The 22,530-nt window shown below is 72.3% G+C and carries 21 protein-coding genes; 14 read left to right on the forward strand and 7 right to left on the reverse strand.

The genetic code is table 11. The features are described from left to right. Window positions 1-9 precede the first annotated feature (9 nt). From DZA62_RS32840 to DZA62_RS32875, 8 genes are read left to right on the forward strand one after another with little or no spacing between them, the layout of a single operon-like run. A complete protein-coding gene (locus DZA62_RS32840; RefSeq protein WP_116953193.1) occupies window positions 10-1,632 on the forward strand; it encodes an ABC transporter substrate-binding protein in 1,623 nt (540 codons plus the stop codon). Window positions 1,633-1,639: 7 nt separating this feature from the next. Continuing rightward, complete coding sequence (locus tag DZA62_RS32845; RefSeq protein WP_116953194.1) at window positions 1,640-2,662, forward strand: ABC transporter permease; 1,023 nt, start codon at window positions 1,640-1,642, stop codon at window positions 2,660-2,662. Window positions 2,663-2,664: 2 nt separating this feature from the next. Next, window positions 2,665-3,513 carry an ABC transporter permease gene (locus tag DZA62_RS32850; RefSeq protein WP_116953195.1) on the forward strand — a complete coding sequence of 283 codons (849 nt, stop codon included), beginning with the start codon at window positions 2,665-2,667 and terminating at the stop codon, window positions 3,511-3,513. After that, window positions 3,510-4,331, forward strand: a complete 822-nt coding sequence (locus DZA62_RS32855; RefSeq protein ID WP_116953196.1) for an ABC transporter ATP-binding protein — start codon at window positions 3,510-3,512, stop codon at window positions 4,329-4,331. The genes DZA62_RS32850 and DZA62_RS32855 overlap by 4 nt, the downstream gene beginning before the upstream one ends. Further along, window positions 4,312-5,229 (forward strand): ABC transporter ATP-binding protein, encoded by a 918-nt coding sequence (locus DZA62_RS32860; protein WP_198664453.1) that lies wholly within the window; start codon window positions 4,312-4,314, stop codon window positions 5,227-5,229. The genes DZA62_RS32855 and DZA62_RS32860 overlap by 20 nt, the downstream gene beginning before the upstream one ends. Continuing rightward, a complete protein-coding gene (locus tag DZA62_RS32865) occupies window positions 5,226-6,398 on the forward strand; it encodes a M20 metallopeptidase family protein (RefSeq protein WP_157988058.1) in 1,173 nt (390 codons plus the stop codon). Before DZA62_RS32860 ends, DZA62_RS32865 begins: the two co-directional genes overlap by 4 nt. Before the next feature lie 20 nt (window positions 6,399-6,418). Further along, window positions 6,419-7,069, forward strand: a complete 651-nt coding sequence (locus DZA62_RS32870) for a TetR/AcrR family transcriptional regulator (RefSeq protein ID WP_116953199.1) — start codon at window positions 6,419-6,421, stop codon at window positions 7,067-7,069. A gap of 9 nt (window positions 7,070-7,078) precedes the next feature. After that, entirely contained in the window at window positions 7,079-7,879 is an 801-nt protein-coding gene (locus DZA62_RS32875) for an alpha/beta fold hydrolase (protein WP_116953200.1), read from the forward strand. Between the two features lie 293 nt (window positions 7,880-8,172). On the opposite strand, the gene DZA62_RS32880 is transcribed toward DZA62_RS32875, so the two are convergent. Then, entirely contained in the window at window positions 8,173-8,910 is a 738-nt protein-coding gene (locus tag DZA62_RS32880; protein ID WP_198664454.1) for a carbon-nitrogen hydrolase family protein, read from the reverse strand. An 80-nt stretch (window positions 8,911-8,990) separates the two neighbouring features. On the opposite strand from DZA62_RS32880, the gene DZA62_RS32885 reads away from it, so the two are divergent. Further along, window positions 8,991-9,827 carry a DUF4097 family beta strand repeat-containing protein gene (locus DZA62_RS32885; RefSeq protein WP_232827664.1) on the forward strand — a complete coding sequence of 279 codons (837 nt, stop codon included), beginning with the start codon at window positions 8,991-8,993 and terminating at the stop codon, window positions 9,825-9,827. Window positions 9,828-9,839: 12 nt separating this feature from the next. Here the strand turns inward: DZA62_RS32885 and DZA62_RS32890 are convergent, their stop codons facing one another. Both DZA62_RS32890 and DZA62_RS32895 read right to left on the reverse strand, forming a co-directional pair. Next, window positions 9,840-10,352 (reverse strand): VanZ family protein, encoded by a 513-nt coding sequence (locus tag DZA62_RS32890; RefSeq protein ID WP_157988059.1) that lies wholly within the window; start codon window positions 10,350-10,352, stop codon window positions 9,840-9,842. A 384-nt stretch (window positions 10,353-10,736) separates the two neighbouring features. Beyond that, window positions 10,737-11,522, reverse strand: a complete 786-nt coding sequence (locus tag DZA62_RS32895; protein WP_116953202.1) for an SDR family oxidoreductase — start codon at window positions 11,520-11,522, stop codon at window positions 10,737-10,739. 85 nt (window positions 11,523-11,607) lie between these two features. Here DZA62_RS32895 and DZA62_RS32900 point away from each other — a divergent pair, with 85 nt between their 5' ends. Continuing rightward, window positions 11,608-12,204, forward strand: a complete 597-nt coding sequence (locus DZA62_RS32900; RefSeq protein WP_116953203.1) for a TetR/AcrR family transcriptional regulator — start codon at window positions 11,608-11,610, stop codon at window positions 12,202-12,204. Window positions 12,205-12,278: 74 nt separating this feature from the next. Here the strand turns inward: DZA62_RS32900 and DZA62_RS36605 are convergent, their stop codons facing one another. Next, the gene (locus DZA62_RS36605; protein ID WP_198664455.1) at window positions 12,279-14,285 is read right to left on the reverse strand and encodes a DUF6807 family protein; all 2,007 of its coding nucleotides are present in this window, start codon (window positions 14,283-14,285) and stop codon (window positions 12,279-12,281) included. A 101-nt stretch (window positions 14,286-14,386) separates the two neighbouring features. On the opposite strand from DZA62_RS36605, the gene DZA62_RS32910 reads away from it, so the two are divergent. Next, complete coding sequence (locus tag DZA62_RS32910; RefSeq protein WP_116953204.1) at window positions 14,387-15,400, forward strand: LacI family DNA-binding transcriptional regulator; 1,014 nt, start codon at window positions 14,387-14,389, stop codon at window positions 15,398-15,400. Between the two features lie 1,320 nt (window positions 15,401-16,720). Here DZA62_RS32910 and solA read toward each other — a convergent pair. Together solA and DZA62_RS32920 are read right to left on the reverse strand one after the other, a co-directional pair. Beyond that, window positions 16,721-17,917, reverse strand: a complete 1,197-nt coding sequence (solA, locus tag DZA62_RS32915; RefSeq protein WP_198664456.1) for an N-methyl-L-tryptophan oxidase — start codon at window positions 17,915-17,917, stop codon at window positions 16,721-16,723. Window positions 17,918-18,288: 371 nt separating this feature from the next. Next, complete coding sequence (locus DZA62_RS32920; protein WP_116953206.1) at window positions 18,289-19,167, reverse strand: helix-turn-helix transcriptional regulator; 879 nt, start codon at window positions 19,165-19,167, stop codon at window positions 18,289-18,291. 101 nt (window positions 19,168-19,268) lie between these two features. Between DZA62_RS32920 and DZA62_RS32925 the strand changes: the two genes are divergently transcribed. Next, window positions 19,269-20,318: an alcohol dehydrogenase catalytic domain-containing protein gene (locus DZA62_RS32925; protein WP_116953207.1), complete on the forward strand. Its 1,050-nt coding sequence runs from the start codon at window positions 19,269-19,271 to the stop codon at window positions 20,316-20,318. Next, complete coding sequence (locus DZA62_RS32930; protein ID WP_198664457.1) at window positions 20,315-21,733, forward strand: MFS transporter; 1,419 nt, start codon at window positions 20,315-20,317, stop codon at window positions 21,731-21,733. The genes DZA62_RS32925 and DZA62_RS32930 overlap by 4 nt, the downstream gene beginning before the upstream one ends. 25 nt (window positions 21,734-21,758) lie before the next feature. On the opposite strand, the gene DZA62_RS32935 is transcribed toward DZA62_RS32930, so the two are convergent. Further along, on the reverse strand, window positions 21,759-22,136 hold the full coding sequence (locus DZA62_RS32935) for a DUF2255 family protein (protein WP_116953208.1): 378 nt from the start codon (window positions 22,134-22,136) through the stop codon (window positions 21,759-21,761). 181 nt (window positions 22,137-22,317) lie between these two features. Between DZA62_RS32935 and DZA62_RS36090 the strand changes: the two genes are divergently transcribed. Then, the coding region (locus DZA62_RS36090) for a hypothetical protein (RefSeq protein WP_198664458.1) at window positions 22,318-22,530 on the forward strand (213 nt) is incomplete at its 3' end.

Raw genomic sequence — 22,530 nt, forward strand, 5'->3', positions numbered from 1 at the left:
GACATCCTCATGGCGCACAGAAGTCGATCGCTCGGAGCGCTGGTCGCCTCCGGCCTGTTCATGACGGCCGCGGCCTGCGGGAGCGGCGCCGCATCCAACGACAGCGGCAGCGCGGCCGCCGACGAGTTGGTCGTCGCCTACAGCCAGGACATCGACACCCTCGACCCGCACCAGTTCAAGACCGACGCCGGCTACGGCGTCGTCGGAAACATCTACGGCACCCTGCTGCAGGAGAGCTACACCGACGGCGACGACGGCGTCCTGTCCTACGCGGGCGAGAGCGCGCCGTACCTCGCGGAGTCGGCGACCTGGGACGACGCGCAGACCACGCTGACCTTCGAGCTGAAGGACGGGTTGACGTTCGCCGGCGGCGAGCCCATCACGGCGGAGGACGTGGTCTGGTCGCTCCAGCGGGCGCTGTCCGACGTCGGCTACGTGCAGGCCATCGGCCAGTGGCTGAACGTCACCGACCCCGCCACCGACATCGTCGCCACCGGCGACACCACGGTGGAGCTCCACGTGACGCACTACTCGCCGCTGATCGAGCAGTTCCTCGCGTTCCAGATCTTCGCCATCCTGGACAAGTCCGCGGTCGAGGCGCAGGCCACCGCGGACGACCCGTGGGGCGCGGCGTACCTCGCCGCCGAGGCCACCGCCTCCGGGCCGTACGTCGTCGAGAGCCGGGTGCCGGGTCAGAGCATGACGCTCACCAAGAACCCCGAGTTCACCGCCGCCGACCTCGCCGACGCGCCGGAGACCATCGTGGTCCAGAGCATGCCGGACCCGCAGCAGGCGTTCCTCGCCCTGCAGAACGGCGCCGTCGACGTGATCTTCGGGATGACCCCCGACACCGCCCAGGCGCTCGAGCAGGACGACGGCCTCGAGCTCTATGACCTCGAGTACAGCCTGGTCGCCTACGTCGGCTTCAACTACGAGGACCCGGCGCTGAAGGACGTGCGCGTCCGGCAGGCCCTCTCCCACCTGATGCCCTGCCAGGCGCTCCGCGAGGACGTCATGAAGGGGTACGCCGGCGCCGCCTACGGCGCGGTGCCGTACCCGATGCGGGACTCGCTGGACGAGACCGGCGAGGAGGTGGCCTACTCCACGGACGTCGAGCGAGCCCAGGAGCTGCTCGCCGAGGCCGGCTACGGCCCGGGCGAGCTGTCGCTGACGCTGTCGGTGCCCGCGAGCGACGAGTCGCTGAGCCAGTCCGCGGTGTTCATCCAGAGTGCCCTGCGGGAGGGCGGCGTCGAGGTCGAGGTCAACGAGATGAGCGACGCCGACTACAACGAGAACCTCGGGAGCATGCAGATGTTCCTGGACTCCTGGTACTCGTGGGGCCAGGACTCGGTCTACCAGATGTTCTTCCTGCTCACGACCGGGCTGTTCACCAACTACACCAACTTCAGCAACGCCGAGGTCGACGAGCTGGTCAGGCAGGCGATGGCGACCAGCGACCCCGACGAGCGACGAGCACTGTCCCAGCAGGCCCAGCAGGTGATCATCGACCAGGCCCCCTGGGCGTTCCTGTTCACCCGCGACTACCTGGTCGGCGCGCGCGAGGGGGTCGTGGGCATCACCCACTCCAACGACGCCAACCTGCGTTTCGACCAGCTCCGGGTCACGGACTGAGGACGCCATGCTGACCACGACCGGGAAGCGGGCCGGTGTCGCGCTGCTCAGCATCCTCGGCGTGGCCGTCCTGACCTTCTTCATCACCCAGCTGCTCCCGGGCGACCCGGCCCGCATCGCGGCGGGGCAGTACGCCTCCGCGGACCAGGTCGCCCAGGTGCGCGCGAAGTACGGCCTCGACCAGTCGGTACCGGTGCAGTTCGCGCAGTACATGGCCGACTTCTTCCGGCTGGACCTCGGCACCTCGATCCGCACCGACCAGCCGGTACGCGACGAGCTCACCAGCCGGCTGCCGGCGACGCTCGAGCTCGGCCTGACGGCGCTGCTGATCGCCGTGCTGCTGGGCGTCGGCCTGGGCGTGACCGCCGCGGTGCACCGCTACCGGATCGGCGACCGGCTGGTCCAGATCTTCGTGGTGCTCGCCTCGGCGACGGCCGTGTTCTGGATCGCGCTGGTGGCGATCACGACCCTGGTCAACGGGTGGGGGATCTTCAACAGCCCGACGGGGCGGCTGCCGCGCGGTTTCGCCCCGCCCGACCACGTGACCGGGCTCTACGTCGTGGACGCCCTGCTCGCCGGCGACCCGCAGACGGCGGGGGCGGCGCTGCGCACGCTGCTGCTGCCGGCCCTGCTGCTGGGCGTCCTGGCCTCTCCGTCCATCGTGAAGATCGTCCGCTCGGCCACGATCCGGGCGCTCGAGTCCGACTTCGCCCGGACCTCGCGCTCCTTCGGGTATCCGGCCCGGTCGATCCTGGTCCAGGACGGGCTGCGCAACTCGCTGCTGCCGGTGATCACCAACGTCGGCCTCGTCGCCGGCTTCGTCCTGGCCGGCGGCGACGTGATCATCGAGCAGCTCTTCGCCTGGCCGGGCATCGGCGGATACGCCTACTCGTCACTGCAGGAGAACGACCTCTTCGCTCTGCGCGGCTACGTCATCGCGATCGGTGTCGCCTACGTGCTCATCAACACCGCGCTCGAGTTCGTCTACGGCTGGGCCGATCCACGCGTGAACCTCGCAGAGGGGAGCTGAGCATGGCCGTCGTCGACGCCGGCGCCGACCTGCGCGGCAACGTCGTCTCCAGGCTCAGGATGGGCAACCCGGCCGCGGTGGTCGCCTTCGCGGTGCTCGGGACGATCCTGGTGCTCGGCATCGTCGTCCCGATGGTCGCCGGCAGCGGCAGCGTGGCCCAGGAGTACCAGGGGCTGCTCCCGCCGTCGCTCGAGCACCCCTTCGGCACCGACCGGTACGGGCGCGACGTCTTCCTGCGCTGCATGGCGGCGGCGCGCATCGACATCGCGCTGGGGCTGGCCGTGGCGATCGCCGTGCTCGTCATCGGCTCGCTGATCGGGGCCATCAGCGCCACGTTCGGGCGCGGCATCGACGCGGTGGTCATGCGCGCCACCGACGTGCTGCTGGCCTTCCCGGGCGTGGTCCTCGCGCTGGTCATCACGGCCTCGCTGGGGAAGAACCCGTGGTACGCGGCCATCGCGGTGGTCATCGCCTTCGTCCCGTTGCTGGTGCGCCTCACCCGGTCCAAGGCCCTCGAGGTGCGGTCGGCCGACTACATCGCGGCCGCCCGGCTGAGCGGCGCCAGCACCTGGCAGGTCGCGGTCCAGCACGTGCTCCCGAACTCGTTCAAGTACCCCCTGGTGCAGTCGACGCTCGTCGCGTCGTGGGCGATCCTCGATTTCGCCGCCCTCTCGTTCCTGGGAGTCGGTGTTCAGCCACCGGACGCGGAGTGGGGCGCGATGATCGCCGAAGGCGTCGGCGACAACCTCCTGGGCTCCTGGTGGCCTTCGTTCTTCCCGGGCCTGATGATCCTGCTGACGGCGGCATCGTTCCAGGTCATCGGCGACTGGCTGGACCGGAGGCTGCGATGAGTCTGCTGACCGTGCGGGGCCTGAGCATCCAGACCCGGACCGGCGCCGGCCTGGTCCGAGACCTCTCCCTCGACGTGCGGGAGGGGGAGGTCGTCGGGATCGTCGGCGAGTCCGGGTCGGGCAAGACGATGACGGCCCTGTCATTGCTCGGCCTGCTGCCCGACGGGGTGCACGTGTCCGCCGGCGAGGCCGAGCTCTCGGGGCAGCGGTTCCTGGACGGCCCCCGGCTGCTCATGCGGCCGAACGCCACGATGATCTTCCAGAACCCGACGGCCGCGCTGAACCCGACGATGCGCATCGGCGCCCAGCTGGTGCGGCTGCTCCGCTTCCTGGATCGCTCCGCCGACTCGAACGGCCGCCGGCGCAACGGCGATCGCCACGACCGCGCGGCCGCGCTGCTCTCGTCGGTGGGAATCGACGACCCGGCGGCCGTGCTCGGCCGCTACCCGCACCAGCTGTCCGGGGGCATGAACCAGCGCGTCATGATCGCGATGGCGATCGCCGCCCGGCCGAGCCTGCTCATCGCCGACGAGCCCACCACCGGACTCGACGTCACCGTCCAGGCGCAGATCCTCGGCCTGATCCGGGCCACCGTCGCCGAGCACGGCATCGGCGTCCTGTTCGTCTCCCACGACATGGGCGTCATCGCCCAGCTGTGCCAGCGGGTGGCCGTCATGTACGACGGCGAGATCCGCGAGTTCGCCGGCGTGGACGATGTCTTCCACCGGCCGCGCGACGGCTACACCCGCGAGCTCCTCGCCGCGGCGAGCGATCAGCCGCTACCCGAGGAGGTGGCCGATGGAACTCGTACTGGCTGACATCGAGGTCGTCTACGGCAAGCGCCGCCGCAACCACGCCGTCCGCGGGGTGACCCTGCGGGTGCGCCGTGGCGAGACCCTGGCCGTCGTCGGCGAGTCGGGCAGCGGCAAGACCACGATCGCCAAGGTCGCGGCCGGGTTGCAGCGGGCGACGTCGGGCACCGTCACCTGGCGGGTGGCCGGCGACGACGGCGCGGCCGGCCCGCAGCGGGTGCACATGGTCTTCCAGCACCCGGTGCAGTCGCTCGACCCGTCGTGGCGCATCCGCCGCAGCGTCAAGGAGCCGCTGCGCCACCTGGGTGTCGCCGACGACGAGGCCGACCGGCTGGTCCGCCGGCTGATCACCGACGTCGGCCTCGATCCGGAGATCCTGGACCGCTACCCGCGCGAGGTCTCCGGCGGCCAGGCGCAGCGCGTGGCGGTCGCCCGGGCCCTGGTCGCCGATCCGCAGATCGTGGTCCTCGACGAGCCGACCGCGAGCCTCGACCAGACCGTGCGCGGGCGGATCCTCGCGCTCCTCGCCGACCTGCAGCAGCGCACCGGCGTCGGCTACCTGATGATCACCCACGACATCTCGAGCGTGCGCCGGCTCGCGACCCGGATCGCCGTGATGTACCGCGGGCTGATCGTCGAGAACGGCCCCGCGGCGGCCGTCCTGGACGACCCGCGGCACCCTTACACGCAGGCCCTCATCTCCGCCGTGCCGGTCGCCGACCCCCGGGTGGCCTGGGACGGCGTGGTCGCCCTGCCTCGCCACCCGGACGGCACACTCGCCGTCACGTCCTGCCCCGTGCCGGGCCCGTGCCACGAGCACGGGCCCGGACTGCATGAGGTCGGCCCCGACCACGTGGCCGGCTGCACGAAGGCCGACGACCCCCAGAAAGCAGCGACGCCGTGATCGACCTGATCGAACTCCGCCGGAACCTCCACCGGACCCCGGAGCTCGCCCTCGACCTGCCGATGACCCGGCAGCTGCTCGTGGACGCGCTGGAGCCGCTCGGGCTGGCGATCCACACCAGCGCGACCTGCTCGTCGCTCGCCGTCGTCGTGCCGGGCACCGAGCCCGGCCCTACCGTGCTGCTGCGCGCGGACATGGACGGCCTGCCGGTCGTCGAGGAGTCGGGTGAGGAGTTCAGCTCGATCAACGGCAACATGCACGCCTGCGGCCACGACCTGCACATGGCCGGCCTCGTCGGCGCGATCCACCAGCTGCACCGGCGGCGCGCGGAGTTCGCGGGCGACGTCCTCGCCGTCTTCCAGCCTGGGGAGGAGGGTGCCGGCGGGGCCGAGCTGATGATCAGCGAGAAGACGCACCTGCTCACCGGCCAGAAGCCGGTCGCGTCCTACGGACTGCACGTCCTGTCGTTCGCCGAGGCGGGCATCTTCTTCTGTCGCGAGGGTGAGGTGATGGGCGCCGCCATGCTCTTCGAGCTGGAGCTGCTCGGCCGGGGCGGTCACGCGGCCCGGCCGCATACGGCGCTCGACCCCATCTCCACGGCGGCGCTGGTCGTGCAGGCGATCCAGACCTTCGTGGCGCAGAACAGCGCGCCCGGTGACCCGATCGTGGTCACCGTCGGCTCGATCACGGCGGGGACCGCGGCCAACGTGATCCCGAGCCGGGCGCTGCTCAAGGTCAGCCTGCGCGCCGCCAGCCACGCGACCGCGCGGGCGGCGTACGCGAAGATCCGCGGCATCGCGACGGCGATCGCCGAGAGCTACGGCCTGGGGCTGCGGGCCGAGGTCGGCCCCGACCTCGGCCCGACCGTCACCGACGCCGAGGGCGCGGCGCTGGTGCGCCGCACGGTGGCGCAGCTCCATGGCGCCGCTCGCTACCGGGACCTCGTCGTGCCCGAGATGATCTCCGAGGACTTCTCCCTGTTCCTCGACGAGACCGGCGGGGCCTTCGTCCTGGTCGGTGCCGCCGTCGGGGACCAGTCACAGCCGCTGCCGACCAACCACTCTCCAGAAGCGCGTTTCGATGACTCCGTGGTGCCTGATATGTCTAGCCTGTTGGCGGAGCTCGCCATCGGACGACTCAACGCGGCAACGAACGGGACGGCATGCTGAAGACGGACTCGAAGTAAGCCATGGCATCCAGCACTGGGCCGGCAAAGAAGCCGGCCGCCCGGTCCGGCGGCAAGTCGGCGGACAAGGCGCCGGCGCGCGCGCAGGCCAACAACCTCAAGGCAGAGGAACTGCTCGGGCGCATCATCGAGATCGTTCGCAGCCAGGGCCTGGCCGGCTTCGCCCTGGACAACCTGGCGCCCCAGCTGGGCACCAGCAGCCGCATGCTCGTCTACTACTTCGGCAGCAAGGACGAGCTGCTGGGCCGCATCGTCTACACGCTGCGCAACGACATCGTCACGCAGCTGGAGAACGAGCCGGTCGGCACCATCACCGACGCGGTCGATCGCTGGTGGAGCCACTACCAGGCCAACCCCGCCGACATGCAGTTCTTCTTCCACCTGACGTCGCGCAGCTTCGAGGAGCCGGACAAGTTCCAGGAGTTCGCCAGCACGGCGGTCGGTCAGTGGTCGGCATACTTCGTGCGCAGCCTCGAGGGCCACGTCCGGTCCCACCAGGAGGCCGAGGCGATCGCCCGCCTGGTGCTCGCCACCGTCCGCGGTCTCATGGCCGACCTCCTCATCACCGCCGACCGGCAGCAGGCCGAGCGCTCGCTGGCGGTCTTCAAGGAACTGCTCGAGGCGAGGCTGGCGGCGTCGGCGCCGGGTCTGTAATCTAATTACATGCTGCGACTCGGCTCCATCGAGACCTCGAGGAACAACGCCCTGAGCGTCGCGACGGTCTCGCCCGCGGACAGCGCCGACGCGCGTCCCGCGGTGCTGCTGGTCCACCCCATCAACATGCGCAAGGAGTGCTGGCTCGGCCTGGTGCCGGCGCTCGCCGCCGAGCGCACCTGCGTGCTGGTCGACCTCGCCGGGCACGGCGAGTCCACCGACGACGACTTCTCCCTCGAAGCCTGGGTCGCCGACTGCGTCGACGTCGTCTCGCAGCTCGAGCTGGCGGACCTGCACGTGGTCGGCGGCTCCCTGGGCGGCGCCATCGCCGTCGGCATCGCGGCCGCCCTGCCGCACCGGGTCCGCTCCATCACCGGACTGGGCAGCGCCGTGGTCAGCGACCCCGCCGAGCGGGGGAACTCGCCGGCGCCGTCCGACGCGGACGCCGTCGACGCCCTGTTCGCCGGGCTGGCACGGGAGGCGGTGGCCCCCGGGCGTCCGGACGACGTCGTCGGTACGGTGCGGCTGCTCACGAACCGGCACGGCGCCGACGTCGTGACCCGGGTCCTGCGTGCGGCCTACATGGCCGACGCGACGGGCTGGCTGCCCGACGTTCGCTGCCCGGCCCTGTGGGCGACGGGGGAGTACGACGTCACGTGCTCGATGGCGGAGAGTGAGTGGATCGCCGAGCGCCTGTCCGGCAGGCACGTGCCGCTGCCCGGGGTGGGGCACCTGCCGATGATCGAGGACCCGGGCCTCGTGCTCGAGCACCTCGTCCCGCACCTTCGCGCCGCCGACGCCTCGGCGTAGTGCTGTCCCGCCCGTGACATCACCAGGCGTTCTTCCGCACCACTGGGCATGCATGCCTGGTGAAGTGAACAGACTCCTGGTGATGGCCCGCCAACGACGCCGAGATCTCACCCGTCGACACCACACCACCCCGCCGGCCCGGCCTACCCCAGCAACGGCGCATCCGCCGCCCTGCCCGTCGCGACGCCCGAACGCCCACCCAGGGGGTACACGCCGGACCCGTGGGGCCGAACCGTCGGTGACGAGCGGTGCGCCGTCGTCGCGATCGTCCGCGCGCTCGCGGCACCCGCGCGTCATGAGACGTCGGCGACGACCATGCCCGTCGTGAGCGGGGGGACCTGTGCCACGACCTCACCGCGCGGGTCGATGACGCTGGTGGGGCCGAGGCCGACACGGTGCTCGTCGCGCGCGCCGGTGACGTCGGCCGACACCAGCCACAGACCGGTCTCGCGAGCGCGTTCGGCGCGGATCGCGTGGTGCCGGTCCTTCCAGTCCTCCGCGGCCGGCCGGCGCATCATGTTCTGCGCGGGCACGAGGAGCGCCCGGGCGCCCTGGTCCGCCACGCGCGCGGCCGCCTCGGCGAAGCGCGTGTCGTAGCAGATGTTGAGACCGAACCGCACGCCGCGCAGCTCGAAGGTGGGGTAGGCGTCGCCGGCGTGGAACACGGACTCGCCCGGCACGAGATGGGTCTTGCGATAGACGCCGGCGAGCCGGCCGCGGCTGACGACGACGGCGCTGTTGAAGTACCGGCGGCCGTCCCGCTCGATCAGGCCGAACACGAGCGTCGGCGCGAGCGGCCCCAGCCGCTTCAGGACCGAGCCGAACCGCGGGGAGTCCACGGCGAGCGCGTGGCGGCGGACGTGCGGCTCATCGGCCAGATAGCCCTGCAGGAAGCACTCGGGGAACAGCAGCAGGTCGACGGCGTCGGCGGCGGGTGCCGTCGCGGCCGCCTCGATCCACCTGAGCGCCGACTCGACGTCGCCCAGGAACTCCGGCGTCTGACAGGAGCCGATCCGCAACGTCGCACGCACGGCGCGATCGTAGGCGCATGTCAGCGGTCGTGACAGACGCGTGTCAGGTACGTGTCAGACCGGGCTCCGATGGTGGACGCATGAACGACACCGACACCGACACCGACAACGAGACCGGCAACGACACGAGGAGCACCGCCATGACGACCTTCACCACCCCCGGCCCCATCGCCGCCACCGTTCAGGTCGCCGGTGCGCTGGTGCGAGTCGGCGCGAGCGACCGGACCGACACCGTGGTCCGGGTCGCACCCGTCAACACGGCCAGCAAGCGCGACATGAAGGTGGCCGAGAAGACGAAGGTCGAGTTCGCCGACGGCCGGCTCACGGTCAAGACGACGACCTCGGGCGGCAGGAGCGGCTCGGTCGCCATCTCCATCGACCTGCCCGCCGGCTCCAGCCTCGTCGCGGACGTGGCGCACTCGAGCGTCCAGGCCGTCGGCCCGCTGGGGGAGTGCGAGCTGAGCATGGGGTCGGGGCGCATCCGGCTCGACCGCGTCGGCGCGCTGCGGGCGAACGCCGCGGGCGGCGAGATCGAGGTCGGGCACATCGCCGGGCGTGCCACCGTCGAGGCCGGATCGGCCGACGTGCGGATCGGTACCGCCTCGGCCGACCTCGACCTCAGCAACGGCAGCGGCGGCTTCGACATCGACCGTGCCGACGGCAGCGTCACCGCCAGGACCGGCGACGGCGCCATCCGGATCGGCCGGCTGACCCGCGGCCGGGCCGAACTGCTGAACCGCTCCGGGAACATCGAGATCGGCATCGGCGAGGGCTCCGCCGCCTGGGTGAACGCCAGGAGCGACAAGGGCGCGGTGCGCAACTCCGTCCCCGCTCAGGAGCACGCCGACGACAACGAGGTCACCGTCCACGCCCGGACGCGGTACGGCAACGTCATCGTCGAGCGTGCGGCGAACTGACCGCGGCGGCCGCTACGGCGCTGCGCCGCGCCAGGACGGCCGGTCGTGGCGCTGTGGGCGACGCGCCGCCCACAGCGCCACGGCGGCGAGGGCCGCGCCGATGGCGGCGCCGATCGTGTTGGACAGCCAGTCGCCGGTGTCGCACGAGCGGCCGATGGCGGGTACGGCCGCCTGGAGCGCCTCGATCCCGGCCGACAGCACGCTCGCGGCCAGGAGGATGGCGAACGGGCGCCGGGTGGCGACGCCGGCCAGCAGGACCGGCGCGACGAACAGCACGACGTTCGCCATCAGCTCGACCCGGCCGGGCGTGGGCAGCGCCCACTGCACGGTGCAGCGGGCGAACAGTTCGCGGTCGACAGGGGTCAGTGTGAGCAGTGCCACCGGCAGGAGCGCGACGCCGCTCAGCAACCAGGCAGCGCGCGGCCGGGAGACCAGCAGGCGGCCCAGGACGGGCCCGGCGACGACGAGGACGATCAGCGCCGTGGGGGAGAGCCAGGGGTGTTCGACCAGGATGGTGCTGATCAAGGAATCGGCTCCGCGGAACCCGGCGCCCTGTGCATGTGGCGAGGTTAGCAGCCGCTCGGTGGCGGCGGCCGGAAGGCGAGCATCCCGGGTCACGGCGGCGGTCATGCGGTTCTGAATGCGCACGCCCGACGCTCCGACGTCTGCCGAGATCGCCCCGCGGCACCAGCGCCTCGCCCCCCTCGGAATGATCACGTTAAGGAGGGCTGCTCCCGCTCTCCGAGGCATGCATGCCTGGGGAAGCGAACAGACCCCTCCTTAACGTGATCATTCCAAGGCTGTGCGGGCAGAGCCGGAACGCCTCATCCGGCCGGTACGGGCACCCTGCGGGCCCCTGGTGCGGATGTCCTCTGTGCCGTCGCGTTCCTCCAGTGCTGAACCGGCCGCCTAGAGTCGCGAGCCGCCGGTGGCGTCGATGGTGTGCCCGGTCACGTAGCGCGCGTCATCGGAGGCGAGGAAGCCGATGACGTCGGCGATCTCGGCGGGTGTTCCGATGTAGCCCAGGGCGATCTGGGGCAGCACGTGGTCGATGGCTTGTTGGTTGTCGCGCAACCAGCCTGCGTTCATGTCGGTGTCGATGATTCCGGGCGCCACGGCATTGACCGTGATGCGGCGATGACCGAGGTGTTGAGCCAGTGTTCTGGTGAAGGCGTCGATCGCGCTCTTGGTCATGGTGTAGGCGATGATGTCGGGCGTTGCGATCCGGGTGGCGCCGGAGGACACATTCACGATGTGGCCGCCGTCCTCGAAACGGCCGAGCCCTTCCTGGACGATCAGGAACGGCGCGGTCTGATTGATCTGCTGTTGCTCGGCCAGGGACGTGGCGGCGAAGTCGTCGATCGGCCCTCGCAGCGTCACGCCGGCGTTGTTGATCAGGGCGCGGATGGGTTGCGGTCGCCAGTCGCCGGCGGCCGCGTCGTAGGCCTCCCAGAACCCACGGCCGGCGTCGGGTCGAGTCAGGTCGGCCTGGAAGGAGAATGCGTCGCCCCCGCTCCGCCGGATCCGGGCGACCACCGAGCCGGCCGCGATCGAGTCGTTGCCGTAATGGACCGCGACGCGGTAGCCGTCGCGAGACAGGCGTTCGGCCGTGGCCGCGCCGATGCCCCGGCTGGCTCCCGTCACGACGGCGATGGGCGCGATATCGGCAGCGGCTGTGTTCGGAGTCTGGGTCATGCCGATGAGGTTGTCATACGTGTAGCGTTCACTACAAGTATCGATCGATACACGTAAGCTGGGACGTCTCGAGAGGAGGGGGCCGATGGCTGGGGTGTCGGGCCAGGGGCGCCGATTCGATATGACGACCGCGTTGGACGCCGCGATGGAGGTGTTCTGGCGGTGGGGCTACGAAGGCGCCAGTCTCGCCACGCTCACGGCCGCCATGGGGATCCGGCCCCCCAGCCTGTACGCCGCCTTCGGCTCCAAGGAGTCCCTGTTCTTCACCGTCGTCGACCATTACAACGCCACCCACGGGCGCTTCCTCTCCGAGGCGGTCGCCGAAGAGCCGAGCGGCACCCGGCTCGCCCGCCGGGTACTGCACGAGGCGGCCGCCAACTACGCATCGACCCGTCACCCGGGCGGATGTCTCGTGATCAGCGCGGCGGTCACCGTGTCTCCCGGCAACCGCCATGTCGCAGATCGGCTCGCCGGCCTGCGCAACCAGAACCTCGCGGCCTTCGAGCGGGCATTCCAGCGCGACGTCGACTCAGGTGAGCTGCCACCGGACGCCGATCCACACGGGCTTGCTCGGTTCGTCGCCACGGCGATCCAGGGGATGAGCCATCAGGCCCGAGACGGTGCCGAGGTCGACGAGCTGCACGCGGTGGCCGACACGGCCCTGATCGCGATCAGCGGCTGACATCGGGCGAGACGGCGAAGCGACAGCCCGCGGTCAGACTGCCGGGCACCACCGCCGTTCCCGTGGCGCCGCGCTCATGGGTGCAGGGCGAACCGCCGGGCCAGCCGCTCGGCCTCGTCCCGCTTGCAGCGATGGCCGACGATCACGTGCCGGTGGGTGAGGCCGAGCGTGTCGCCCGGGGCCAGCACGATCTCCTCGTCGTAGGCCGGCGACGGCGCGAGGACGGGGAACGGGTCGCTGCGGGCGAACCAGCGCAGCGGGACGTCCGCGGTGCTGGTCCCGGCGAAGGCGAGCAGCGTGGCGCCGCCGTCGACGTCGTCGTGCTGCCCCGAGTACGCCACCCAGGGCGAGACCGCGCCCATGAGCTCGTCGGCCGAGTCCAGCTCGGGGCCGAAGACCCGGCCGCCGGTGAACGACCGCGGACCGCGCCAGAACCAGCCGGTGTAGCCGGCGGCCGGGCGCCCGTGGGTGGTCGGGCTGCCCAGGTGCAGGTCCTGGCCGCCGACGTTGACCAGCGACGTCGTGAAGTCCAGGACCCAGCAGCCCACCTCCGGGTCGACGCCGTGGAAGCGCTGCGTCCGGTCCTCCTCCAACCAGAGCCGGCCGTCCGCGGTGGTCCACCGCAGCCGCTCGGCCAGCGTGACGTCGTCGGCGCCGGCGCGGGCCGTGAGCGCGACCGACTCGATCCGGCCGAGGTTGTCGAGCCACTGGTAGCCCTCGCCGTGGACGTAGGACGGCCCGCCCCAGAAGTTCTGGCCGGACACGTGCGACAACGTCATCTGCAGGCCCTTGTGCCAGCGGTGGTCCGACGGCCGGAAGCCGGAGACGATCGCGCCGTCCAGCGTCCGGATCGGGTGCAGGTACGGCTTGGGCGCCTCGGCCGCGGGGGTGTCGGGCCGGTACACGTAACGGGCGAGGTCGACGCCGCCCGCGCGCACCACGACGCAGCGGTCGTCGTCGACGACGGTGAGCCCGCCGGTCGCCGCCGCGGCCGGTGCGACGTCGTGCATCGAGCGGTAGAAGGGCGCGTCGCCGGTCATCTCCGCGCGGGTGACGGGACGGCGCTCGTGCGCGGCGCGGTAGATGGCGGCGACCAGCTCGAGCACTCGCCGTCCGTCGGCGCCGCTGGCCGGCGGCCGCACGCCGCGCTCCATGCAGTCGACCAGGCCGCGCAGCTGGACGTAGTGCGAGCTGGCCTCGTCGTCGGCCGGTGCCCATCCGCTGGCACGGTCCGGCTCGACGTGGCCGGCCGGCGTCGTGCGCCAGTGCGAGTTGTCGTAGCCGTAGAGGTGCTCGACCTCGACGGTGGCGTCGGTGAAGTCGAAGCGCAGATAGCTGGTCTCACGCGGCGACAGCAGGCTGTTCAGCACGGAGACCACCGCGCCGCCGGGGAAGCGGACGAGCGCGGCGGACAGGTCCTCGGTCTCGGTGTCGCGGTCCAGCGTGGCCGCGATCGCCTGCACCTCGTCCCAGTCGCCGAGGATGTCCAGCAGCAGGTCCATCTGGTGGATGCCGTGGCCCATCGTCGGGCCGCCGCCCTCAGTCTCCCACCGGCCCCGCCACGGCACCTGGAAGTAGTCGGGGCCGCGGTACCAGAGCGTGTGGCAGACGCCCACCAGCGGCCGGCCGAGCGTCCCTTGGCGTACCTGTTCGCGCAGGTGGGTGGCGGCCGACCCGAACCGGTGCTGGAAGACGTAGGCGGCGTACGGGCCGCCCTCGCGCTCGTGGGCGCTGATCGCGTCGTAGTCGGCGAGCGAGAGCGCCGGGGGCTTCTCGCACCACACCCAGGCACCCGCGCGCAGCGCCGCGACGGCAGCGGCGCGGTGCGCCACGGGCGGCGTGGCCAGCGTGACGAGGTCGGGCTGCTCACGGGCCAGCATCTCGTCGACGTCGGAGTAGCAGGCCGGCACGCCGGCGTCGGCGGCCAGTGTCTTCGCGCGGTCGAGGTCGACGTCGACGAGCGCGACGACCTCGACGCGAGGTGCCAGCCGGGCCAGCGAGGGCAGGTGACTGCTGCGGGCGATGGCGCCGGCGCCGACGACGGCGACGCGGAGGGGGCGGGGGTGGGACGGGTCGGTCATGGAGGCTCCTGGGTCTCGGCGACGTTCCCGGAAAGTGATCGTTCACTAATTGCCGCTCGAACTTAGGTGAACGATCACTTTCGGTCAAGTACCCTGCTGGCATGACTGCGGGAGCGACGTCGAAGCGTCCGACCATTCGCGAGGTCGCGCAGCTCGCGGGCGTGTCGCACCAGACCGTCTCGCGCTACCTGCGCCGCAACGGCGGCCTGAAGGCCGCGACCGTCGCGAAGATCGACGCCGCCGTCGCCGAGCTGGACTACCAGCCCGACCTCGTGGCGCGGGCCATGCGCACGCGGCGCCTCGGCACCGTCGCCGTCCTCATCCCCGGCTGGTCGAGCCACGTCTTCCAGCGCGAGCTGTCCGCCGCCTGCCTGGCCGCTCGGTCGGCCGGGTTCCGGGTCGAGATCGTGGTGGAGGTGGGCGGCAGCCGGGCCCGGCGCGAACGCGTGCGGGCGCTGCTGGGCGGCCGGCAGGTCGAAGGGGTGCTGTCGCTGGCGCCGCTGGGCCACGTCGACGACCCGGCCGGGCAGGAGTACGGCGGCGCGGTCGTCGTGTCGGCCGACTTCGACGACGAGATGCGCAACATCGGTGCACTGGCCGACGGCTCGCCGGCGGCGGAGATCGTCGAGTACCTGGCCTCGCTCGGCCACCGCCACTTCCTGCACGTCGCCGGCCACCCGGCGTTCGCGTCGGCCCGCAGCCGGCGGCTCGCCTACAGCCATGCCATCGAGCGCCTGGGCCTGGTCTCCCACGGGGTCGTCGGCTTCGACTGGGGGCCCAAGGTCGGCTACGAGTCGCTCGCCGCACTGCCCGCGGACTCCGAGGTGACGGCGATCGTCGCCGCCAACGACGAGGTCGCCATCGGGGCCATGCGCGCGGCGCGGGAACGCGGCTGGGCGGTGCCCGGCCGAGTCAGCGTGTTCGGCTGGGACGACCTGCGCGTCGGCGAGTACTCGACGCCGTCGCTGTCGACCGTCTCGGTCGACCGCGAACTGCGCGGCGGGTTCGCGATGCGGCAGCTGATCGCCGTCGTGCGCGGTGAGGAGCCCCCACCGGTCCCCGAGGCCGGGCTCAACCGCCTGCTGCTGCGCGAGTCGACCGGGCCGGCGCCGTGACGGTTGGCCGTGAGGTCGTGAGGTCGTGGGGTCGTGGGGTCGTGGGGTCGTGGGGTCGTGGGGTCGTGGGGTTGGCTCGGGACTGCGCCGTTGGCCGGGGGCGACGGTTGGTCGTCCCCCTGCTGCCCATGGTCTGAGCCGCGCAACCGCGCCTCAAGCGGACTGACGGGCGCTTCGCGCCGGCGAAGGACCACTTGACCCACGGCCGCACGGTCTCAGAACTGGCTGCTATCAGGGGGACGGGGGAGGTGCGGGCGCACCTCGTGCTCCGCAGCCGACGCCACGGTCATTCGCGGACATCGACCGGCTCATCGGCGGGCGTCGCCTCGACGCCACCGGTGCCGTTGGGGCTGCTGGTGCCGGTGGTGCCGGTGGTGGCTTGTGGACAGCGATGATCATCAACGATCGCCTACTTCACTAGGCGTTCTCCCGCTCTGCGAGGCGTGCATGCCTGGTGGAGTGGGAGAACGCCTGGTGAAGTGGTGCGTGAACCGGTGCTCACGGGCGTTTCGTGTCGTCAGGGTGCCCGAGTGCTGTCTCGTGATCGCCGTTCTCGCCACGGAGCACGCCGACGTGAACGGAGCGGGTCAACGGCCGGCAGCGGTCGGGCCGACGGCGGGCGCGACCGAGCCGACGGCTGGCGGCGGTCAGATCGACGGTGGGTGCGGCCGGGCCAGGGGCGGCGGTCAGTCCGGCGGTGGGTGCGGCCGGGCCAGGGGCTCGCAGTAGCCAGGCCGACGGCTGACCCTGCACCCGCTGGATCCTGGACCATGGCGGCCACTGGATCCCTGGGCACCGGACCGCTGGATCCCTGGACCACGCCTGCGGAGCCCGAGGTGTGTCCAGACTCGCCCCGTCCCCCTGATAGCTGCCCGTTCTGAGACCGCGCGGCCGCGGGTCAAGCGGGCATCGCCGGCGCGAAGCGCCCGTCAGTCCGCTTGAGGCGCGGTTGCGCGGCTAAGAGAATGGGGCAGCAGGGGGACGGCGAACGGCGCGACGGCGAACTGTGGCGCAACGGCGAACCAGCGCACCAGCCGACCAGGAGCCCGAACCGACCCCCGTGCCTGACGCCACGGATCGGGTCGAAGCGCTGGACATGGTCGCCGCGTTCCGGCCATGTCCCTGGTGAGGACAGCCGTACGGGCCGGAATGGACCCGGTGTGCGCCGACCACCAGAACCCACCCGACCCGCGTCAGCACCGTTTCGAGGCGATCGACGAGGCCAACCACGGCAGGATGCTCGGCTCGTGCTGCGATGGGCGGCCGCACCGGTGTCCGGCGACGACTCCCACGACGACGTCCCGGTCGACGTCCTGCGGCTCACCGCACCGCTGCGGCCAGGCGGAACGACGGGACGAAGCCGGGGTCGGTGAGCGCCGGCCGGTCGGCCCGGAACGCGTGGATCGGGTGCGTGGTGGTGCCGGTCGTGGCGAGCTCGGCGAGGATCTCGCCGAGCAGGCTGGCGAACTTGGCCGCGTGCCCGCCGCCGACGAAGGCGACGATGCGGGGGTGGCCGGGAACGTGGTCGAGGATGAACTCGCGGTCCGGTGCCATGTCGTAGACACAGGTCTTGCTGACCAGTTCCGGTCCGGCGGCGGCGGGCAGCCGGTCGCGCAGGAACGCCGCGACCAGCTCCGTCTCGGCCGGGTCGGGGACGTCGCTGCGGGTCTCCTGGGTGACGAACCGGCCGCTCATGTCCCGTGCGGCCTTCACCGCGACCTCGCCGTAGACGGGGAAGCCGTAGAAGAACGAGTCGCCGTGCCAGATCCACATCGGGAACCGGTCCGGCGCGAAGTCGCGCAGGTGCGGCGTCGCGAAGTAGCTGACCTGTTCCTGGCTGAGCGTGATCGGCCAGTCGACGCCGAGGCCGGGCAGCAGCGTGGGCGTCCACGACGCGGCGCACAGCACCACCGAGCCGGCGGTGAACTCGCCGCGGCTGGTCGAGACGGTGACCTGGCGGTCCGTCGACGACAGCCCGAGCACCGTGGTGCCCGGCGCGAACTCGACGCCGCGGGCGCGGGCCAGCGCGATGTGCGCGGCGGTCGCCCGGCGCACGTCCAGGATGCCGCCGTCGGACTGGAACAGCCCGACGACGTCGTCGCCGATGCGCCACTGCGGCCACCGCGACCGGATCTCGTCGGCGCCCAGGTTCTCCCAGGTGACGCCCTGTGCGGCGAGCGGCGCCAGCGAGGCCCGGTAGCCGTCGAGCTCGCGCTCGCCGGGCGTGCCGGTGACGGCGAGGTCGAGCCCGCCGACGCGGAACACCACCTGCAGGCCGGTCTCGTCCTCGACCTCGTCCCAGGCGGCGTACGCGGCCGGGGTGAGCGCGGTGTAGACGGTCGAGTGGTAGGTGTGCCGGATGATGCGCGAATGGTCCTCCGACGCGCCGCGGGTGTGGCCGAGCTCGTACTGCTCGAGCACCAGCACGTCGGTGTGCCCGTCCTTGGCCAGCCGGTACGCGGCGGCCGAGCCGAGCGCTCCCGCGCCGATGACGATGTGGTCGTAGGACGTCTTCACGGGCATACCTCCATGGGAGCGGCGATTCCGACCACGGTATGGCTTGGGGCCGTCTGTCGTCAGACGCCCGTGATGGTGGTCGTCGTGTGCCCGTCCGCCCATTTGACGCCACGTCGGGGTCCCGGCCTCGGCCGTCCGCTGGGCGGCAACGCTGAGCCGCTCGTCACGGGCGTGGAGTGCGGCCCAGTAGACGCCGCACTCGTTGAACCAGGAGAACGTGTGCCCGGCCGGGCCGCGTCGCCGATGCCGCTGACGGAATCGGTCCGCAGGACGACCTCGACGGCGCAGGGGCGGTGTGCGGTGTCGATCCGGGCGCGCGCCTCGTCGTCCCACGTCATGGCTCCATCGTGGCACGCTGTCCGGGCTCTGCGTCAGGCGTCGAGCGCGTGGTCCCGGTCGGAGGAGGCGGCCCAGGAGGCGAGCAGCCGCAGCCCGTCGGCGGTGGATGAGCCGGCCGGCGCGGTGTAGATGTTGAGGTGCAGGCCCGGCGCCGACGAGAGCTCCATCGACTCGAAGTCGAGGTCGAGCTGGCCGACCACGGGATGGCGCAGGCGCTTGCGGCCGCTGCGGTGGAACTTGACGTCGTGGCTGGCCCAGCGCTGGCGGAACCGCTCCGATTGGGTCGACAGCTCGCCGACCAGCTCGATGAGGGCCTGGTCGTGCGGATTGCGGCCGGCCTCGAGTCTGAGCATGGCGGCGGCGTCGGCGGCGATGCGGTCGTAGTCGACGAAGAACTGCTCGGCCGCCGGGTCGAGATAGATGAAGCGAGTCGTGTTGGCCGGCCGCCGCGGGTCGGCGAGGACGGGGGAGTAGAGGGCCCTGGCCAGCTGGTTCATCGCGACGATGTCGTGGCGGCCGTTGCGCACCCAGGCCGGCGCCTCGGTCATGGCGTCGAGGACCCGCTGGATCGGCGGCGCGACGGTGGCGGGCTCGGCCCGCTTGCGCCTGGTGCCGCGGGCGCCGCTCTCGCGGGCCAGCGCGAACAGGTGCGTCCGCTCGGCCTCGTCGAGCCGGAGCGCGCCGGCCAGGGCGTCGAGCACGCTCTCGGACGCGCCGGCGAGACTGCCGCGCTCCATGCGGACGTAGTAGTCGACAGACACACCGGCCAGCATCGCGACCTCCTCGCGCCGCAGCCCTTTCACCCGGCGGTGGCCGCCGAACGCGGGCAGGCCGGCCTCCTGCGGGGTGAGCCGGGCGCGGCGGGAGCTGAGGAACTCGCGGATCTCGGCGCGCAGGTCGACGGTGCTCATGGCTCCACCGTAGGCCGCCGCGCCGGCCGGTGAGGGGCACTGGCAGTACCGGGCACGACAGGCTCTCCCCGGGCTCGCGAGGGTGGGGTGCACTGGGTGACATGCGATCCACCTACCTCTACGGCGCGGGCGACGTCCGCGTCGTCGACACCCCCGACCCGGTCCTCCAGCAGCCGGCCGACGCGCTGGTGCGCGTGGTGCTGGCCTGCGTGTGCGGCAGCGACCTGCACCCCTACCGCTCGATGTCGGCGTCCGGCGCCGGCACCTCGATGGGCCACGAGTTCGTCGGCGTCGTCGAGGCGGTCGGCGACGACGTCCGCACGCTGCGCGCCGGCGACTTCGTCATCGCCCCGTTCGCGATCTCCTGCGGCCGGTGCGAGTTCTGCCGCGCCGGTCTGCAGACGTCCTGCGTCGTCGGCGGGTTCTGGAACGACGCGCGCCTGGGCGTCGGCGGCGGCCAGGCCGAGGCGGTCCGCGTCCCGTTCGCCGACGGCACGCTGGTGCCCGTCCCCGGCGTCGACGCGGGCACCGACGAGGCCCGGCTGGCGAGCCTGCTCACCCTCTCCGACGTGTACGGCACCGGCTGGCACGCGGCCGTCCGCGGCGGCGTCACCGAGGGCAGCACCGTCACCGTCATCGGCGACGGCGCGGTCGGCCTGCTGGCCGTGCTGTCCGCCGCCCAGTTGGGTGCCGAGCGGATCGTGCTGATGGGCCGGCACCGGGAGCGGACCGACCTCGGCCGCGCGTTCGGCGCCACCGACGTCGTCGCCGAGCGCGGTGCCGAGGGCATCGCCTCCGTGCGCGAGCTCACCGGCGGCGGCAGCCCGATCGTCCTCGAGGCGGTCGGCCACGTCCCCGCCTACGACCAGGCCGTCGGCGTCGTCCGCCCAGGCGGCGTGATCAGCCGCGTCGGCGTCCCGCAGTACGAGGAGGCGCCGGTCGGGTTCGGCAGCCTGTTCGGCCCCAACATCACGCTGACCGGCGGTCCCGCCCCGGTGCGTGCGTACGCCGACCGGCTGCTGCCCGCGGTGCTCGACGGCACCGTCGACCCCGGCCGCGTCTTCGACCGCACCGTCGACCTGGACGACGTCGCGACGGCCTACGCCGCGATGGACGAGCGCACCGCCCTCAAGGTCGCCGTCCGGCCGTGACGTCCCGGACCGGTGGCCGCGCGGCGATCCTCGCGATCATCCTGATCAGCTACTTCATGATCCTGCTCGACAACTCGGTGATCTTCACCGGGTTGCCGAGCATCCGGGCCGGCCTGGAGTTGTCGCCGGCCGCGCTGTCCTGGGTCCAGGACGCCTACACCCTGGTGTTCGGCGGGCTGCTCCTGCTCGGCGCGCGGGCCGGGGACATCGTCGGGCGGCGCCGGCTGTTCGTGGCCGGGCTGGCGGTCTTCGGCGCGGCGTCGCTGGCGATCGGCCTGGCTCCGACGGGCGCCTGGATGATCGGGGCCCGGGCGGTACAGGGTCTCGGCGCCGCGATCGTCGCGCCGACGTCGCTGGCCCTCATCACGGCGTACTTCGACGGCGAGGCGCGCAGCCGGGCCGTGGCCTGGTACGCCGCGACCGCCGGACTGGGTGCCAGCCTCGGGCTGCTGGTCGGCGGCGCCCTCACCGAGTGGCTCTCCTGGCGGGCGGCCTTCCTGGTCAACGTGCCGATCGCGGTCGCGATGATCGCCGCCGCGCGGGCGGTGCTGCCGGAGACGCCACGACGCAGTGGCCGGTTCGACGTCGTCGGCGCGCTGTGCGCCACGCTCGGCATGGGCGCGCTGGTCCTCGGGATCATCGAGGCCGGCGAGACCGGCTGGGATGCGGCCGGCGTGGTGGTCCCGGTCGTCGCCGGGCTGGCACTGTTGGTGGCGCTGGTGTTCACGCAGGCACGGGCCGAGCAGCCGATCATGCCGTTGCGGCTGTTCTGCAGCTGGGAGCGCAGCGGCGCCTACGCCGCCCGCATGCTGTACCTGGGCGCGATGATCGGGTTCTTCTTCTTCACCACCCAGTACCTGCAGGACGCGCTCGGCTTCACCCCGCTCCAAGCCGGACTCGGGTTCCTGCCGATGTCGCTGGTGAACTTCGTCGTCGCGATGGCGGTGCCGGCGCTGCGGGCGCGGATTCCGAATGCCGTGCTGCTGGCCGGCGGCACGGCGCTCACCCTCACCGGGATGGCCTGGCTGAGCCTGGCCGGCGTCGGCGCCGCCTACCCGACCTCCGTGGCGCTGCCGATGATGCTCGTGGGCGCCGGTCAAGGTCTCGCGTTCGCGCCGCTGACCGACGCCGGTCTGGCCGGCGTCGCCCCGGCCGACGCGGGTGCGGCGTCGGGTCTGGTCAACACCGCTCACCAGCTCGGGATGGCGCTCGGCCTGGCGGTGCTGGTGGCCGTCGCCGCGCCGGCCGGTGCGGGCGCCGACGGCCCGGCGGCCGTGGCGGCGCACGTGAGCGTGGCGCTGACGGGCAGCAGCGTCCTGCTCGCGGCCGCGCTGGTGGTCGTGCTCGTGGTCATCGTGCCGGGTGGGCGGAGCCGGACGCGGCACGCCGTCGCGCCCGCCGAGGCGACGGCCTGACGCCGGGTCCGGCGCGCCGGGGCGGTCAGGTCCGGGGGAGCAGCCGGATGGTCTCGCCGACGGCGTGCCCGCCGGTCACGGTCGCGACGATGGCCGGGCCGTGGCGGTCGTACTTCGCGTGGTACGCGGCATCGAGGGCCGCGTGGACGTCGTCGGCGGGCTCCTCGAAGGCCACGTCCCGCTCGAGGCCGCCGGCGCTGATGCGGCCGGTGCCGCTGGCCAGCGCACGCCGGAACCAGCCGTTGCCGCGGCCGTAGGCGGACCGGACGTAGAGCTCGTCACCGGAGCGGACCGTCCAGATCGTCACGTACGGCCGGAGCGTGCCGTCGGCCCGGTAGGAGGCGATGCGCAGTTCCTCGGCGCCGCCGATCCTGCTCAGTTCGTCGTCGGTCCAGGTGTTCATGCGGGTCAGACTAGGTCGGCCCGGCTGGACGAGGGAGGCACTGCCGGTGCCCCCCGCTGCCGCCCGGCGGCGTCAGCACCAAACGTGATCTGCATCACATGGAAGGGCCGATGCGTGCTCGTTTCGCCGCGGTGCCACTCCTAGTCGTCAGAGAAACGTGGACGGCAGTGGAGGACGAGACGTGAAATCGTTGCAGACACGGGGCCGGCCGGCAGGCGAGCAACCGAGCCGGGCGTCATGGCGGAGGGGGCGCGCCGCCGCGGGCGTCCTGACCGCCACCGTGGTGGTCGGCGCCGCGCTGGGAGGCGCCGGCGCGTCGACGCTGCCGGCGCTGGCGGCGGTTGGTGACCCGATCACCGGCACCATCTGGCAGGACTACGACTCCGACGGCATT

It is taken from the genome of Jiangella endophytica (assembly GCF_003427025.1).
Lineage (GTDB): Bacteria > Actinomycetota > Actinomycetes > Jiangellales > Jiangellaceae > Jiangella > Jiangella endophytica.

What these genes read in the sequence shown, in the direction of transcription:
- DZA62_RS32840 (WP_116953193.1), top strand. Translation starts at nt 10, where the DNA reads ATGGCGCACAGAAGTCGATCGCTCGGAGCGCTGGTCGCCTCCGGCCTG.
- DZA62_RS32845 (WP_116953194.1), top strand. Translation starts at nt 1,640, where the DNA reads ATGCTGACCACGACCGGGAAGCGGGCCGGTGTCGCGCTGCTCAGCATC.
- DZA62_RS32850 (WP_116953195.1), top strand. Translation starts at nt 2,665, where the DNA reads ATGGCCGTCGTCGACGCCGGCGCCGACCTGCGCGGCAACGTCGTCTCC.
- DZA62_RS32855 (WP_116953196.1), top strand. Translation starts at nt 3,510, where the DNA reads ATGAGTCTGCTGACCGTGCGGGGCCTGAGCATCCAGACCCGGACCGGC.
- DZA62_RS32860 (WP_198664453.1), top strand. Translation starts at nt 4,312, where the DNA reads ATGGAACTCGTACTGGCTGACATCGAGGTCGTCTACGGCAAGCGCCGC.
- DZA62_RS32870 (WP_116953199.1), top strand. Translation starts at nt 6,419, where the DNA reads ATGGCATCCAGCACTGGGCCGGCAAAGAAGCCGGCCGCCCGGTCCGGC.
- DZA62_RS32875 (WP_116953200.1), top strand. Translation starts at nt 7,079, where the DNA reads ATGCTGCGACTCGGCTCCATCGAGACCTCGAGGAACAACGCCCTGAGC.
- DZA62_RS32885 (WP_232827664.1), top strand. Translation starts at nt 8,991, where the DNA reads ATGAACGACACCGACACCGACACCGACAACGAGACCGGCAACGACACG.
- DZA62_RS32895 (WP_116953202.1), bottom strand. Translation starts at nt 11,522, where the DNA reads ATGACCCAGACTCCGAACACAGCCGCTGCCGATATCGCGCCCATCGCC.
- DZA62_RS32900 (WP_116953203.1), top strand. Translation starts at nt 11,608, where the DNA reads ATGGCTGGGGTGTCGGGCCAGGGGCGCCGATTCGATATGACGACCGCG.
- DZA62_RS36605 (WP_198664455.1), bottom strand. Translation starts at nt 14,285, where the DNA reads ATGACCGACCCGTCCCACCCCCGCCCCCTCCGCGTCGCCGTCGTCGGC.
- DZA62_RS32910 (WP_116953204.1), top strand. Translation starts at nt 14,387, where the DNA reads ATGACTGCGGGAGCGACGTCGAAGCGTCCGACCATTCGCGAGGTCGCG.
- DZA62_RS32920 (WP_116953206.1), bottom strand. Translation starts at nt 19,167, where the DNA reads ATGAGCACCGTCGACCTGCGCGCCGAGATCCGCGAGTTCCTCAGCTCC.
- DZA62_RS32925 (WP_116953207.1), top strand. Translation starts at nt 19,269, where the DNA reads ATGCGATCCACCTACCTCTACGGCGCGGGCGACGTCCGCGTCGTCGAC.
- DZA62_RS32935 (WP_116953208.1), bottom strand. Translation starts at nt 22,136, where the DNA reads ATGAACACCTGGACCGACGACGAACTGAGCAGGATCGGCGGCGCCGAG.